Annotated in this window: 10 protein-coding genes; 4 read left to right on the plus strand and 6 right to left on the minus strand. The window is 55.3% G+C overall.

Annotation, left to right across the window (positions count from 1 at the left end; all coding sequences use genetic code 11):
- Positions 1-87 precede the first annotated feature (87 nt).
- The 4 genes from KP702_RS02680 to KP702_RS02695 all read left to right on the plus strand — a co-directional run bounded on the left by KP702_RS02680 (position 88) and on the right by KP702_RS02695 (position 6,550).
- The gene (locus KP702_RS02680; RefSeq protein ID WP_202206550.1) at positions 88-2,757 is read left to right on the plus strand and encodes a pitrilysin family protein; all 2,670 of its coding nucleotides are present in this window, start codon (positions 88-90) and stop codon (positions 2,755-2,757) included.
- Between the two features lie 19 nt (positions 2,758-2,776).
- On the plus strand, positions 2,777-3,271 hold the full coding sequence (locus KP702_RS02685) for a DUF523 domain-containing protein (protein ID WP_215768462.1): 495 nt from the start codon (positions 2,777-2,779) through the stop codon (positions 3,269-3,271).
- A gap of 92 nt (positions 3,272-3,363) precedes the next feature.
- On the plus strand, positions 3,364-5,181 hold the full coding sequence (locus tag KP702_RS02690) for a M3 family oligoendopeptidase (RefSeq protein WP_215768463.1): 1,818 nt from the start codon (positions 3,364-3,366) through the stop codon (positions 5,179-5,181).
- 7 nt (positions 5,182-5,188) lie between these two features.
- Positions 5,189-6,550, plus strand: a complete 1,362-nt coding sequence (locus KP702_RS02695) for an AarF/ABC1/UbiB kinase family protein (RefSeq protein WP_202206553.1) — start codon at positions 5,189-5,191, stop codon at positions 6,548-6,550.
- A 73-nt stretch (positions 6,551-6,623) separates the two neighbouring features.
- Here KP702_RS02695 and KP702_RS02700 read toward each other — a convergent pair whose 3' ends face one another.
- The 6 genes from KP702_RS02700 to KP702_RS02725 form a co-directional block, all read right to left on the minus strand.
- The gene (locus KP702_RS02700; protein WP_237389837.1) at positions 6,624-7,994 is read right to left on the minus strand and encodes a glycosyltransferase family 1 protein; all 1,371 of its coding nucleotides are present in this window, start codon (positions 7,992-7,994) and stop codon (positions 6,624-6,626) included.
- Positions 7,991-9,448 (minus strand): glycosyltransferase family 1 protein, encoded by a 1,458-nt coding sequence (locus tag KP702_RS02705; protein WP_215768464.1) that lies wholly within the window; start codon positions 9,446-9,448, stop codon positions 7,991-7,993. Before KP702_RS02705 ends, KP702_RS02700 begins: the two co-directional genes overlap by 4 nt.
- A gap of 355 nt (positions 9,449-9,803) precedes the next feature.
- A complete protein-coding gene (locus KP702_RS02710) occupies positions 9,804-10,355 on the minus strand; it encodes a D-glycero-alpha-D-manno-heptose-1,7-bisphosphate 7-phosphatase (protein ID WP_373687826.1) in 552 nt (183 codons plus the stop codon).
- A gap of 147 nt (positions 10,356-10,502) precedes the next feature.
- Positions 10,503-11,426 carry a GDP-mannose 4,6-dehydratase gene (locus tag KP702_RS02715; RefSeq protein WP_215768465.1) on the minus strand — a complete coding sequence of 308 codons (924 nt, stop codon included), beginning with the start codon at positions 11,424-11,426 and terminating at the stop codon, positions 10,503-10,505.
- 9 nt (positions 11,427-11,435) lie between these two features.
- Entirely contained in the window at positions 11,436-12,419 is a 984-nt protein-coding gene (locus KP702_RS02720) for a GDP-mannose 4,6-dehydratase (protein WP_202206556.1), read from the minus strand.
- A 197-nt stretch (positions 12,420-12,616) separates the two neighbouring features.
- A complete protein-coding gene (locus KP702_RS02725; RefSeq protein WP_215768466.1) occupies positions 12,617-13,033 on the minus strand; it encodes a hypothetical protein in 417 nt (138 codons plus the stop codon).
- Positions 13,034-13,090: the final 57 nt, after the last annotated feature.

A 13,090-nucleotide genomic window follows, 5' to 3' on the forward strand; every position in this document is an offset into this window, starting at 1 on the left:
TCCCCGCACCGAGTGGGGTCACAAAATATCCACATGACTTGGGATCTGTAACTGTTACGTTACATTGACCGATACACTGATGAAGTCATGTCGATGCATATTTTTCAAAAGACATTTCTGGCGATTTCCCTGCTCACGGGTCTGGTCTGCTCAACGGCTTATGGCGCAGACATTGGGCGCGAAACTTTGCCGAATGGTTTGCGGGTGGTTGTGGTCCGCAATCCGATCGCCCCTGCTGTCAGCGTGCAACTGACCTATATGGTGGGGTCTGCTGAGGCTCCAAAAGGCTTTCCGGGGACAGCCCATGCGCTTGAGCACATGATGTTCCGTGGAACGCCAACGCTCAGCGGAAATCAGCTTTTAACAGTTATAGGAACGCTGGGAGGTCAGTTCGATGCTTTTACGCAAACCGACCTGACTCGTTACCACTGTTTGATACCGGCGCAGGATCTGGATGTTGTCCTGCATATGGAAGCTGACCGGATGCAGCATCTCTCACTGGATGCAGGGCTCTGGGCGAAAGAGCGGGGTGCGATCGAGCAGGAAGTATCCAGGGATCTTTCGAGCCCTAATTTCAGGCTGAAAGAACAAATGAATTCTATTCTGTTTGAAAACAGTGGCTACGATTATTCGCCGTTAGGAACCCGGCCGTCTTTCGAGGCGACAGACGTGAAGCTCCTACGAGATTTCTACAGTAAATGGTATGTGCCCAATAATGCTGTTCTGGTTATTGTCGGAGATGTCGATCCGGCTGCGACCCTGAAGCATGTTGAACAGATCTTCGGGTCTATTCCCGCACATCCGCTTCCAGAGCGCCCGAAGGCTCCTGTTGCACCGGTTGTTCCCCAGTCCTTGAGTATGCAGTCAAATTATGCGGTCGATGGGGTTGGGCTATTCTGGAGAGGACCCACTCTCCGCGATAGCGATGCTCCGGCTGCAGTTCTATTGGACGCAGTTCTTTCGAACCGTCGTGGGCCCCTCTACAAATTGGTGCTGCAACATAAGGCGCTGTCGGCGGACTTGGGTATCGCTCGGGGTCTTCACACGGGAACCGTTCAAGCATCTCTGACAATTCCCAGAGGAGGCGACCCAAAGGCGGCTATGGCCCTTCTCAAGGCGACACTTATTGAAATTCGGGCCAAGGGTGTATCGGCGGATGTGCTCGAGGGTATGAAAAAAGGGGCGCTTTCCTCTAAAGATTTTGAAAAGAACTCCATTGCAGGGCTCGCTAGCCAATGGTCTGCCGCTCTGACAGCAGAGAATGCCGATAGCCCCGATGCTGTCTACGATCGTTTTGCGAAAGTGACTGTGCAGGACGTCAATGCTCTGGCGCGTAAACTGCTGGATCCGGAACGTGCCGTTGCGGTGACGATGCTGGCATCAGATCATGCAGTTTCGCCAGCAGGAAAAGGCTTTGGTGGTGCAGAATCCTTTGGCGGTCAGGCGGGCGCGACGGGGCCGCTGCCTGATTGGGCCAAGCCGATTGAGAACGTTCCCGCGCCCCCAATCTACGTCGCGCCGGATGCAGACTTCATGCTTCCAAATGGTCTGCGGGTGCTGGTGCGAACCAGACATGTCAGTCCAACGGTGTTTTTGTTTGGGTACATAAAGTCCGACCCTGACATGCAGGCCCCAACCGGAAAAGAGGGCGTTGCCGCCCTGACAGGTCAGTTGTTTTCGTTCGGATCAGTTACACGAGGCCGGGAGACATTAGAGAAAAATCTGGATGATCTGGCAGCTACTGCAAGAGGCGGGACCAATTTTTCCATCCGGAGCCGGACACAGGATTTCGGTGCCGCCCTTACCATTTTGGCAGACCTGGAACTGCATCCGGCGTTCCCCCAATACGCGTTTGATTTGATACGTCAGAACATGATCCGTCTGCAGGCAGGTGCTGAGCAGATGCCTGCCTATCGTTTTCAGAGAAGCATCACGAACACATTGATGCCGGAAGGTTTTCCCTCTCGTCGCATGCAAACCGTGAAGACACTATCGGATCTGACCCGTGAGGATGTGCTGTCCTATTACACGTCCGTTTATCGGCCAGATATGACGACGATAGAAGTTGTTGGTGACATTTCCGTCGAAGAGGCACGCAGAAAGATCACAGCGGCCTTTGGGGATTGGAAAGCCAGCGGACCAAAGCCAGATGTGGATTTGCCAGCCCTTCCATTGCGTACCCTTCCGGAAGTCCAGTCCGTCAATGATCCTGTTCGGTCACAGAATATGGTGATTATCGCACAGGCGAATGCCCACGGATGGAATGATCCTCAGCGTTACAACATGATGCTGGCTGATACCATGTTAACCAACGGCCCCGACAGTCGCCTGTATCGGGATCTGCGGATCAGAACGGGATATGTTTATACTGTCGGATCGATGGTCTTTGCCCAGAAAAATTTTGGAACCTACAGTGTGAGTTTCGGGGCTGATCCGGGCTCCGTGAAGGTCGCGCGGCAGCATGTTCTGCAAGAGCTGCAAAGCATGGCAGCAAAGCCAGTCCCAGTTGAGGAACTGAACAGGGCCAGAGCACATCTGATCCGCGAAATGATTATCTCAAACGCGACCATGGTGGCGCCCAGTCGCAGGGACGCAAATCTGATATTGCGCGGACTTGGCTGGGAGCATTTGAACGATGCTGCCAGAGCCTATCAGGCCGCGACCCCGGAGAGCGTTCGTGATGCTTTTAAGAGCTATGTCCGCCCGGATGAATTTGCGACGTTCGTATTGGGGCAGATGCCTCAAGGTTTGAATTAAGAGCAGGATATTGCCGCTTGTGAATAACAGAATTCTGGTCAGTGCCTGTCTGTTGGGTCAACCAGTCCGATATGATGGTAAGGCAAAAACCCTTCTGCATCCTGTGCTTCAACAATGGCAGGACGAGGGGCGACTGATCGTGGTTTGTCCTGAACTGGCGGGCGGTATGTCTGTGCCGCGGCCTCCGGCAGAGATAGAAGGGGGTCAGGCAGGCGGAAATGTCCTGAAGGGCGAAGCGCGCGTCATGGATACTTCCGGAGCGGACGTTACGGATGAATTCGTCGCCGGTGCACGCATCGCGCTCAACGTTGCCCAAACGCAGGGATGCAGGTTTGCATTACTGATGGAGGGCAGTCCGTCCTGCGGAAGCCAGACGATTTATGATGGCAGCTTTACAGGCCATAAACATGCCGGTGCGGGGGTAACGGCAGCTCTCTTGCGGCAGAATGGCATCCAGGTTTTTAGCCAGCATACAATCGAAGATCTTGAAGCGGCGTTGCGTCTGGCAGATTGAAACCGCGCTTTCGGATCTGCCGGTTGCAATTACTACGGATTTGTCATTAAGCACCCGTTTGACCAGGCGGCTCAGCAGTCTAAATTCAGGGTATGAACAGTCTGCACCCTTTCGCGCCTGCTGGCCCGTCCGCTCCTCCTGCCGAGAGCGGTACGCCGCCCCGCTGGGACCTGTCCGATCTCTATGCGTCGCTGGAAGACCCTGCGATTGAAAAAGATTTCGAGTCTTTGACGGTTGCGGCAAAGACTTTCAGCGAAACCTGGAAAGGCAAGCTCGGTCAGGCAGAAGGTGCCGCTCTGGCGAAGGCATTCGCAGAGTATGAGCGGATCGAGGAAGGGCTGGGGCGCATCGGCTCCTTCGCCCAGCTGGGTTTTGCCGCACACACGACAGATCCGGTCTGGGGCCGCTTCACGCAGGGCGTTCAGGAGCGTGTCACTGACATTTCCGCTGACCTGCTCTTTTTCTCGCTGGAACTGAACCGTCTGGAGGACGACGTTCTTGCTAAAGTGTCAGCGGCGCCAGAAATGGCTAAATGGCAGCCGTTCCTGCGTGATCTGCGGGTGTTCCGTCCTTATCAGCTCTCGGATGAAGTTGAGCAGGTTCTGATGGACAAGTCCGTAACGGGACGGAGTGCCTGGAACCGCCTGTTCGACGAAACCATGGCCAGCCTGACCGTCACGCTGGATGGAGAGACAAAGCCCCTCGGTGCGGCTTTCAACACTCTGACGAGCGCTGAACGTGACAGGCGTGCCGCAGCAGCAGAGCAGATCAGCGCTGTACTGGCAGATAATTCCCGTCTCCTGACGATGATCACGAACACGCTCGCCAAAGACAAGGCGATCGGGGACAAACTCCGTGGTTATCCGCGTCCGTCCAGCAGCCGGAACCGTGGCAACATGGTCGAGGACGAAGTTGTGGACGCGCTGGTCAGCGCCGTTGATGAGGCTTATCCGCGCCTTTCCCATCGTTATTACGCGATGAAGGCCAAGTGGCTCGGTTTGGAAAAGCTGGAACACTGGGACCGGAACGCACCTCTGCCGGGCGTGGCTGACACGATTATTCCGTGGGAGAATGGCAAGGAGATCGTCCTGAATGCCTATACGGGTTTTGATCCGACGCTTGGCGATCTGGTAAATCGCTTCCTGACGCACCCGTGGATTGATGCGGAAGCTGCGCCGGGCAAATCTTCGGGGGCGTTCGCACACCCAACAGTACCCTCTGTCCATCCTTATATTCTGATGAACTATCATGGCCGTGCCCGCGACGTGATGACGCTGGCTCATGAGCTTGGGCATGGGGTGCACCAGATCCTTGCGGGCCAGAAACAGGGTTATCTGAACTCCGCGACGCCTCTGACGCTGGCTGAAACAGCGTCAGTTTTTGGTGAGATGCTGACATTCCAGTCCCTGCTCGACCGGGAAACTGATCCGAAGCGCCGCCGTCATCTTCTGGCGGCGAAAGTGGAGGACATGCTGAACACGGTAGTCCGCCAGATCGCGTTCTATCAGTTTGAAGTTCGTGTGCATGATGAACGGGCTAAAGGCGAGCTGTCAGCCGAACAGCTTGGTGCCATCTGGCGTGACGTGCAGGAACGCAGCCTCGGCCCGGCGTTCCACTTCACGCCGGACTACGACACCTACTGGTCCTATATTCCGCACTTCGTGCATTCGCCGTTCTATGTGTATGCCTATGCGTTCGGGGACTGTCTCGTGAATGCGCTGTATGGTGTTTACCAAGATCAGCCAGACGGTTTTGCTGATAAATATCGCACCATGCTCGAAGCAGGCGGAACACTACGCCACAAAGAACTTCTCGCTCCGTTCGGTCTTGATGCGACGGATCCGGGTTTCTGGCGTAAAGGACTGGATGTGATCTCGGGTCTGATTGATCAGCTCGAGCAGGAGGGCTGAAAATACCATGGCGCGCGATCTCGATAATACCGGTTTGATGGGCGAACTCCGCCGGATGGCTCGGACATCTGGTGCAGTCGGCGGTATCGCTGCGCGCCTGGCTGGAAACCGTCTTGGCATCAAGACGGACAAGGGTGTCCACGCTGAAGGCCTGAAGTCTTCGCTGGGCAATCTGAAGGGGCCGCTCATGAAGGCCGCTCAGCTTCTGTCCACCATTCCCGGCGCTCTGCCGGACGAATATGCGGAAGAACTGGCTCATCTTCAGGCCAATGCACCCCCGATGGGCTGGAACTTCGTGCGTCGTCGGATGACGGCGGAACTGGGTGCTGGCTGGGAAAAGAACTTCCGCTCTTTCAGTCATGACGCTGTTGCAGCGGCGTCTCTGGGGCAGGTGCATCGGGCCCGTCTGGTTGATGGACGCGAAGTGGCCTGCAAGCTCCAGTATCCGGACATGCAGGGCGCGGTGGATTCTGATCTGCGGCAGTTCCGTGCGGCTCTAGGCGTGTATAAGCGGTTTGAGACAACGATCCGTCAGGACGAGGTTTACACCGAACTGTCTGACCGGCTTCGGGAAGAGCTGGATTATCGTCGGGAAGCCAGTCATCTGCGCCTGTATCGGGACATGCTGTCTGAAACCCCGACTGTGACCGTTCCGGCACCCATTGAGGAACTGTCCACCGGGCGTCTTCTGACGATGGACTGGGTGTCTGGTCGCGGCATGAAGGCGGTTTTGGCGTCTGAGGCGACGCAGGAACAGCGGGACGATATGGCGCGGGCGTTGTTCCGCGCCTGGTACACACCGGTTTATCGCTATGGTGTCATCCACGGTGACCCGCATATGGGCAATTTCACCGTGCGCGATGATTACGGTCTGAACCTGCTGGATTTCGGGGCCGTCCGCATTTTTTCCCCTCGCTTTGTTGAAGGTGTTGTGGATCTGTTTGCGGCGCTTCGGGATAACGATGAAGACAAAGCCTTCCACGCCTATAGCAAATGGGGCTTTGAAGGCTTGTCACGTGAGACGGCTGAAGTTCTGAACGAGTGGGCACGCTTCTTCTATCGGCCGCTCATGACGGATCGGGTCTGCTCCATGCAGGAGAGCAATGATCCGGCGGAAGCCAAGCAGGTTCTGGAACGGGTCTATGATGGACTGAAGCGAACGGGCGGTGTGAAGCTGCCGCGCGAGTTTGTTCTGATGGATCGCTCGGCCATCGGTTTGGGAAGCGCTTTCCTACGTCTGGGAGCTCGTCTGAACTGGCATCAGATGTTCCAGGAACTCATTGAAGGCTTCGATGTGAATGTTCTGGCTGAGCGACAGAAAGAAGCTTTGGCCAAAGCCAAGGTGCCACCTGCGCTATCCACACTCTGAACGCAAAAAGGGTGTCTCCCATGCGGGAACACCCTTTTTTAATTTTTGTTCAAGGTGATGATCGAAGGTATCGTTAGTTTATCTTGTCAAGAATAGCTTTGGCGCTTTCGTTCCACGGAACGGGTTTGAAGTCTGAACGCACCTGTTGGGTCCAGGCTTTCAGGCCATCGGCATCCTCGATGGTCTTACGAACGAGCGTGTAGGCCTCGTTGATATTGTCGGGGTTGAAATAGCGGGTGAGCTCTCCCCCGGCTTCTGGAATGGATGTTGTCCCTGATGCCAGGCAAGGGCGTCCCATGGAGAGACTTTCTGTCACCGGCAGGCCCCAGCCTTCGAAAAATGAAGGAAAGATCGTGAAGCTGCAATCAGCGTACAGACGTCGCAGTTCGGCATCAGTAGGATTTTGAACGAAACGGATTTTCCCATCCAGCCAGCGAGCGTTTTCAAGCTGCTGCATGAGATCTGAAACGAGCCAGCCTTCTCGTCCCGCAAAGACGAGAGTGGGGACGCTTTCTGCGGGCATGTCCTCAAGCAGTTTGCGCCAGACCCGGAAAAGCAGGACATGGTTTTTACGGGCTTCGATGGTGGAGACGAAGAGGACGTATGGTTCCTGCACAACGGGTTCAGGAGCCATGGGAGCATCCGCGAGACCAAAGCCCGTACCCAGCGGAATGGTCTGAACGGTGACATTGGTGCCAATGTCCTGTTCGGCCAGATAGGACTGCACATCGCGCGCTGTGGCATCGCTATTTGCGAAAATCATGTCTGCCAGTGGTAGAATTGCGCTGTGCCAGGCCTTGAAGGTCATGATAATCCCACGGTCGCACCATTCGGGATGACGAACCGGAACCAGATCATGCATGAGCATTCCGAACGACATACGCAGTTCATCACGCATCCATCGGATGCTCTGAACATAGTTTGGATGATGCCAGGGCGCTCCAAGAGTCAGAAAAACATCGCCGGGCTGGGCGGCATCAGCTAGCCTGGTCCCTTCATCGTACTGGATGGAGGATTGCCCTTTCTGACGTTCCTTTATCTTGGAGCGGCCCATGTCCAGAGCAAGGTGAGCAAGGGCGCGGGGTAGCGTGCTGAGTTCCCGGAGTGCCCAGCTTTCTGCTCTAAAGAAGGTTGTCAGAACGTCCTTTGAGGCAATTTTGTCGATCGGTGGTGTAACGGGAAATGATCCGGGGGAGGAAGAGCCCGCTTTGGCAGTCTTGCCTTCCATGATCTGCCGGAACAGGGTCTCAATAGACGTCCAGTCCACAGTTCGGAAACCGCGAGGGTCTCCGGAGTCTGGGCCCCGGCGAACGAACTGGACTTCATGTCCGCGGAGTTCCCGCAATCCTGCGCTGATCTCGAAAACGACACGTTGAATTCCGCTCGGTCGACTGTGATGCAGAAGGTGGAACAGAAGGTCGTCAATATCTACCCAGAGCGTCATGATTGGTCCCCGCTCAGATAGGCGGCATGACAGGCGTCCAGCACGGCATTTGCACTGTCTTCCCAAGGAACGGGTTTGAACTGTGTGCGGACCTGATCCTGCCAGACTTTCAAGCCGGCCCTGTCTTCGATTGTCCCGCGTACAACACGATAGGCATCGTCAAAATCTTCCGGATCAAAGTAACGGGTCAGCGGACCGCCAGCTTCCGGAATGGAAGTCGAGTGGGATGCCACGCAGGGGCGGCCATTCACGAGGCTTTCGGTAACCGGCAGGCCCCAGCCTTCATAGAGAGACGGGAAAAGAGTGAACATGCAGCCGTCGTAAAGATGGGCTAGTTCATCGTCACTGGGGTCGCGCAGAAGGCGAATTTTCCCGCGGAGCCATTCCGTGTTTTCAAGTTGCTGCATGAGGTCAGAAACCAGCCAGCCAACGCGTCCTGCAAAAACGAGCGTCGGAACCTGATCTCGCGGCAGGTCAATGACCATACGCCGCCAGATCCGAAACGCCAGCAGGTGGTTTTTGCGGGCTTCAAGGGTCGAAACGAACAGCACATAGCTGTCTTTTGCGGGAAGTCCCTTGGGTCTTTCGCCCTCAGCGTGTCGAGGGGGCCCAAAACCACTGCCAATTGGAATGGTCTGGACCGGGCCCTGTAATGTCAGGCGCTGTTTGCGAGCATATTCCTCGACACTGTTGGCTGTGGAGTGGCTGATTGCCAGGAGGCGTCCGCACTGTGGCAGGGTCGTGTCCAGCCAGTGTCGGAAATCGCAGATCAAAGAGAGGGCACACCATTCCGGCCTGACGGCAGGAATGAGATCGTAAACAAGGAGAACAGGTTTAACGCCAAATACCTTGCGGAGGCTGGCCAGGCGCTCTCCAAAGTCTGGCTCGGACCATGCGGCACCAAGGATCAGGAAAATATCACCTGGCCGAGGGGAGGCATCAGAGTTCGCTGATACAAAGGCAGCAGAGGGCTGAGTAACGGGCGCTGGTTGAGCGGGCGCAGAAGATGTGCGGTGCAGTTTCGAACGTGCATAACGTTTCAGTAACTGAAATGCACGCAGCTGATTGACAGCAATATTCAGCAGAGGGCGTGCAAGTTCTGGCGGCAGACTTTCAAGGCGCCGGATCAATGCGTGACGGAGTCCGCGCAGGAGCGAACGAGCATCCTGTCGTTTTTTAGGTGCGGTTTTGCGTGTAGAGGCAATTTTTTCTTCCGAACGGACAGAAAAAAGAGCTTCCAGTTCTTCAAAAGAGACGGACGAGAGAAGGTGTGTTTCCCCTTGGCCGCGGCGCGTCAGAACAATGCGGCCAATACTAGGTTTCTGGGCAGCCTGCTGCCGAATGACATGCAGTATTTCAAAGACAACGCGCTGAATTCCGCTGGGGCGCGCATTGTTTTCGAAGTACTGAAAGATGTCTTCAACGTCGATCCAGATAATGTAATCTTTGTTCATGGGTCCAGGCTAGCTTCAGTAGAGCCGAAGAAAACGGCAGTCATTCAAGATATTTCGAGTGATGATTGTAGAATAAGTGTCCTTGGGTGAGCAAGGGTGAGGGGCTAACTTACCAGGTGTCGATAAATTGTTATTTATTTCTCGGTATTACTTTGTTTTTGACATAATTGATCAGGACGCCATCGATCAGATCGCATCTGAAGCAAAGGCAGATATCAGACGTCTTTGAGAGGATGGGGAAAGGTCTGTGTTCTTCAACCTGCCTGCGTGACAGTCCAATCTAAAAGCCTCGCCGTTACTGGGTTCTTGATATGGACACACAAAGCCAGTGCTACTGAGGTAGGAATATTTGCACTTATTGGAATGAACCTCTGTGGGAAGCCAGTTCGGCGAGAGTGGACGGGCCAACGCGAATACCTTTAATTCCAGCTGCGTCCGCCGCCTGAATATCGGTAGGCTGGTCTCCAAACATCACACATCGGGCCGGGTCCAGTTCCCATCGTGTGATTAAGTCTAAAATCATTCCGGGCGCTGGCTTACGGTCAGGACTCTGCCCCCGATACTGTTCCACCACCGCTTCTGGATGCATGGGGCAGTATCGCCAGTCATCAATGGTGCCACCGTGTTTGCGGATAGTCTCGATGACCCAGTCCATAAGCTGTTTGAGATCGTCTTCAGTGTATAACCCGCGGGCAACGCCCGACTGGTTTGTGACGATAAAAACATGATGGCCGCTATCCGTCATCTGAGCGATGGTTTCGAGAACGTCTGGTTCCCACTCGAAGCGCTCGCGTGTTCCAACCCACCCATGATCGCGGTTGATAACGCCATCACGGTCAAGAAACACAGCTGGACGGCGTAGTCTCTTCGGTACATCGTTTTCGGCCAAGACCAAATCTGCAGGCACGCTGAGATCATGGATGTCGCTGGGAAGGGACAGACCCTTCAGATCTCCATAACGAATCAGAGTTGGTAGAACATCCTGCTCCAGTGAGCAGGTTCCCGTCAAATGCTGGAATATGGAGTGATCGAACAGGGCGAACAGTAACGTCCTTTATAGTGACAGACCATTCGCGGTGGCTTGCTGTAGGCTGTCTCTGTAAATATCGCCCAACGTTTGCAGCCATGGAATACGAGGGGCCCATCCGAGAGTGCTTCTGGCGAGGGTGGCATCGCCGCGTGCGATGGGTGTGTCGGAAGGGCGCAGGCGGGTGGGGTCGATGATAACATCAGCCTTGATTCCGCTGATAGCGATCAGATCGTCCAGAATGGACCGAATGGATCGTGTCTGTCCGGAGCAGAGATTGAGGATTGTACCGCGTTCGAGAGAGGGGGCGGTCATCAGGACATCAAGATACGCATCGCAGACGTCCCGTACGTCCAGGAAATCACGTTGGGCATCAAGGTTGCCTACGTGAATTTCCGGCGGCTGAAGGCCCTTGGCAATGTGAGCAATCTGCGAGGCGAAAGCCGGGACGACAAAATCGACTGACTGGCCCGGACCCGTGTGATTGAATGGCCGCATCCGGATGACATTCAGGCCCTCTTTCGCCATGGCGCCCAAAGCAAGGTCGGCTGCGGCTTTTGTTGCTGCATAAGTATTGCCAGGAGCAAGGGGGGCATTTTCCGTGACGGGAAGGCCGCGCTGGAATGTGGAGCCGTAGGCTTCAGCCGTTGAGGCGAAAAGGACTGTGCCTTCCGGGGCATGGCGCTGCATGCTTCGTGCAACATGGAGCGTGCCGTGCAGGTTGACCTGCCAGGCATGATTAGGGTCCTGCCTGGCGTCGCCGATGCTTGATATGGCCGCAAGATGAATACAATGGTCCGGCTTACAGGCCGCAATAGCGGTATCAACCGCTTCTGCGTCACGGATGTCTGGACTGGAAGAAAGGATCTCGCTTTGCGGAAAGCGAGCCTTCATCCGGTCTTTTAAATGCTGCCCGACAAAGCCCCGCTGGCCCGTAACAAGAATACGCATGAAGCGTCCTTAAATAGTCGCCCGGTTGCGATGGCGGGCGAGGTCAGCGTCCACCATTTCGGCAACCATGCTTTCAAGCGTTGTCTCGGCTTCCCAACCAAGAACTCTTTTGGCCTTACTTGCATCCCCCAGTAGAACTTCTACTTCGGCTGGACGCAGGAAGGCCGGGTTTGTGACCACATGGTCTTCGTAGTTGAGGTCTGCGTAAGAGAATGCGATGCGACAAAGGTCGCGAATACTGGTGGTACGGCCGGTAGCGACGACGTAGTCGTCCGGCGTGTCCTGTTGCAGCATCAGGTGCATGGCGCGAACGTAATCGCGGGCATGGCCCCAGTCACGCGTTGCGTCCAGGTTGCCGAGTGGTAGTTCCTTTGCCAGCCCCAGTTTAATACGTGCGACGCCATCCGTGACTTTGCGGGTTACGAATTCGATGCCGCGCAGGGGACTCTCATGGTTGAAGAGGATGCCTGATGAGGCATGCATCCCGAAGCTCTCACGATAGTTCACTGTCATCCAGTGAGCGTAAAGTTTGGCAACTGCGTAGGGTGAGCGGGGGTAGAACGGCGTATTTTCGTTCTGTACCGGCTGCTGGATCAGGCCGTACATTTCAGACGAAGATGCCTGATAAAATCTGGCTTTGCTCTGCACGATACGCGCCGCTTCCAGAACGTTGACGGCGCCGATGCCCGTTACATTTCCAGTGAGAAGCGGCTGCTGCCAGGAGGCTGCGACGAAGCTCTGAGCTGCGAGATTGTAAATCTCGTCCGGTCGCACAGTTTCCATGATACGGATTAAGGACGAAAGATCGGTCAGGTTGCCATCGATCAATTCAACATCGTCAATAATTCCGAGCCAGCGAAGTCTCTCTCCGACTACATCTGCAGAAGCAGAGCGACGCAGGAGACCTACAACGCGATAGCCTTTTCCAAGCAGGAGCTGGCTGAGATATGCGCCGTCCTGGCCGGTGATTCCTGTGATGAGGGCTGTAGTCATGGTTTTCCTGATCTCGGTTCTGGTACCGATCCGCGCCAGTCATCTGGCCGCATGAGTCTGTTGTGGGTTAGCGCTTTAGGCTGAATACGGTCAATGCGTGGGCGCATGATGTTGTGGTGGGAGATGCTGGCAAAGGAGCGTGTCCGTTGTGCAGCGGGCGAACGTGCACGTTCCATTCTGCATCAGAACTAGGAGATTTAAAAAATCTCTTTGATCAGATCATTTCCAATGCTGAACCCCGTACCGGCTTCCACGGAGCGCGCAAAACCGGAGTTAAGGATATTGGAGAAAAATCCGTTGTCAGATGCCTGTTCAACAGCCTGAATGGGTGGTTGAGCAGTGTAGGACGATGATGCAGTGATCGTCTCTAGTTGGCTGTTCGCAGCATTTTCGAGTGCAGCGTGCAATTGCTGAAGCAGGTTGGTGACCTGTTGCTGCTCCGCCTGAAAGGACAGAGCCAATTCACGCAGGTCCAGAGACCACTCACGAGCCTGCAAGTCTCCGGTCTGTGCGGCAGTCTGCATCTTGCCTCCCAGCGCCTGAAGCGCCTGGGCGGATTGCCGGGCCTGTTGTTGAAGCTGATTGTACGTCTGCTCGATCGTCTGGACGTCCATGATCGGTCTTCCCTCCGAAATGTGCTCGCCTCAATAGCGCGAGAAAACGAGTCTCAC

It is taken from the genome of Gluconobacter sp. P5B12, from assembly GCF_018812035.1.
Lineage (GTDB): Bacteria > Pseudomonadota > Alphaproteobacteria > Acetobacterales > Acetobacteraceae > Gluconobacter.

What these genes read in the sequence shown, in the direction of transcription:
- KP702_RS02725 (WP_215768466.1), bottom strand. Translation starts at nt 13,033, where the DNA reads ATGGACGTCCAGACGATCGAGCAGACGTACAATCAGCTTCAACAACAG.
- KP702_RS02695 (WP_202206553.1), top strand. Translation starts at nt 5,189, where the DNA reads ATGGCGCGCGATCTCGATAATACCGGTTTGATGGGCGAACTCCGCCGG.
- KP702_RS02690 (WP_215768463.1), top strand. Translation starts at nt 3,364, where the DNA reads ATGAACAGTCTGCACCCTTTCGCGCCTGCTGGCCCGTCCGCTCCTCCT.
- KP702_RS02720 (WP_202206556.1), bottom strand. Translation starts at nt 12,419, where the DNA reads ATGACTACAGCCCTCATCACAGGAATCACCGGCCAGGACGGCGCATAT.
- KP702_RS02715 (WP_215768465.1), bottom strand. Translation starts at nt 11,426, where the DNA reads ATGCGTATTCTTGTTACGGGCCAGCGGGGCTTTGTCGGGCAGCATTTA.
- KP702_RS02705 (WP_215768464.1), bottom strand. Translation starts at nt 9,448, where the DNA reads ATGAACAAAGATTACATTATCTGGATCGACGTTGAAGACATCTTTCAG.
- KP702_RS02680 (WP_202206550.1), top strand. Translation starts at nt 88, where the DNA reads ATGTCGATGCATATTTTTCAAAAGACATTTCTGGCGATTTCCCTGCTC.
- KP702_RS02700 (WP_237389837.1), bottom strand. Translation starts at nt 7,994, where the DNA reads ATGACGCTCTGGGTAGATATTGACGACCTTCTGTTCCACCTTCTGCAT.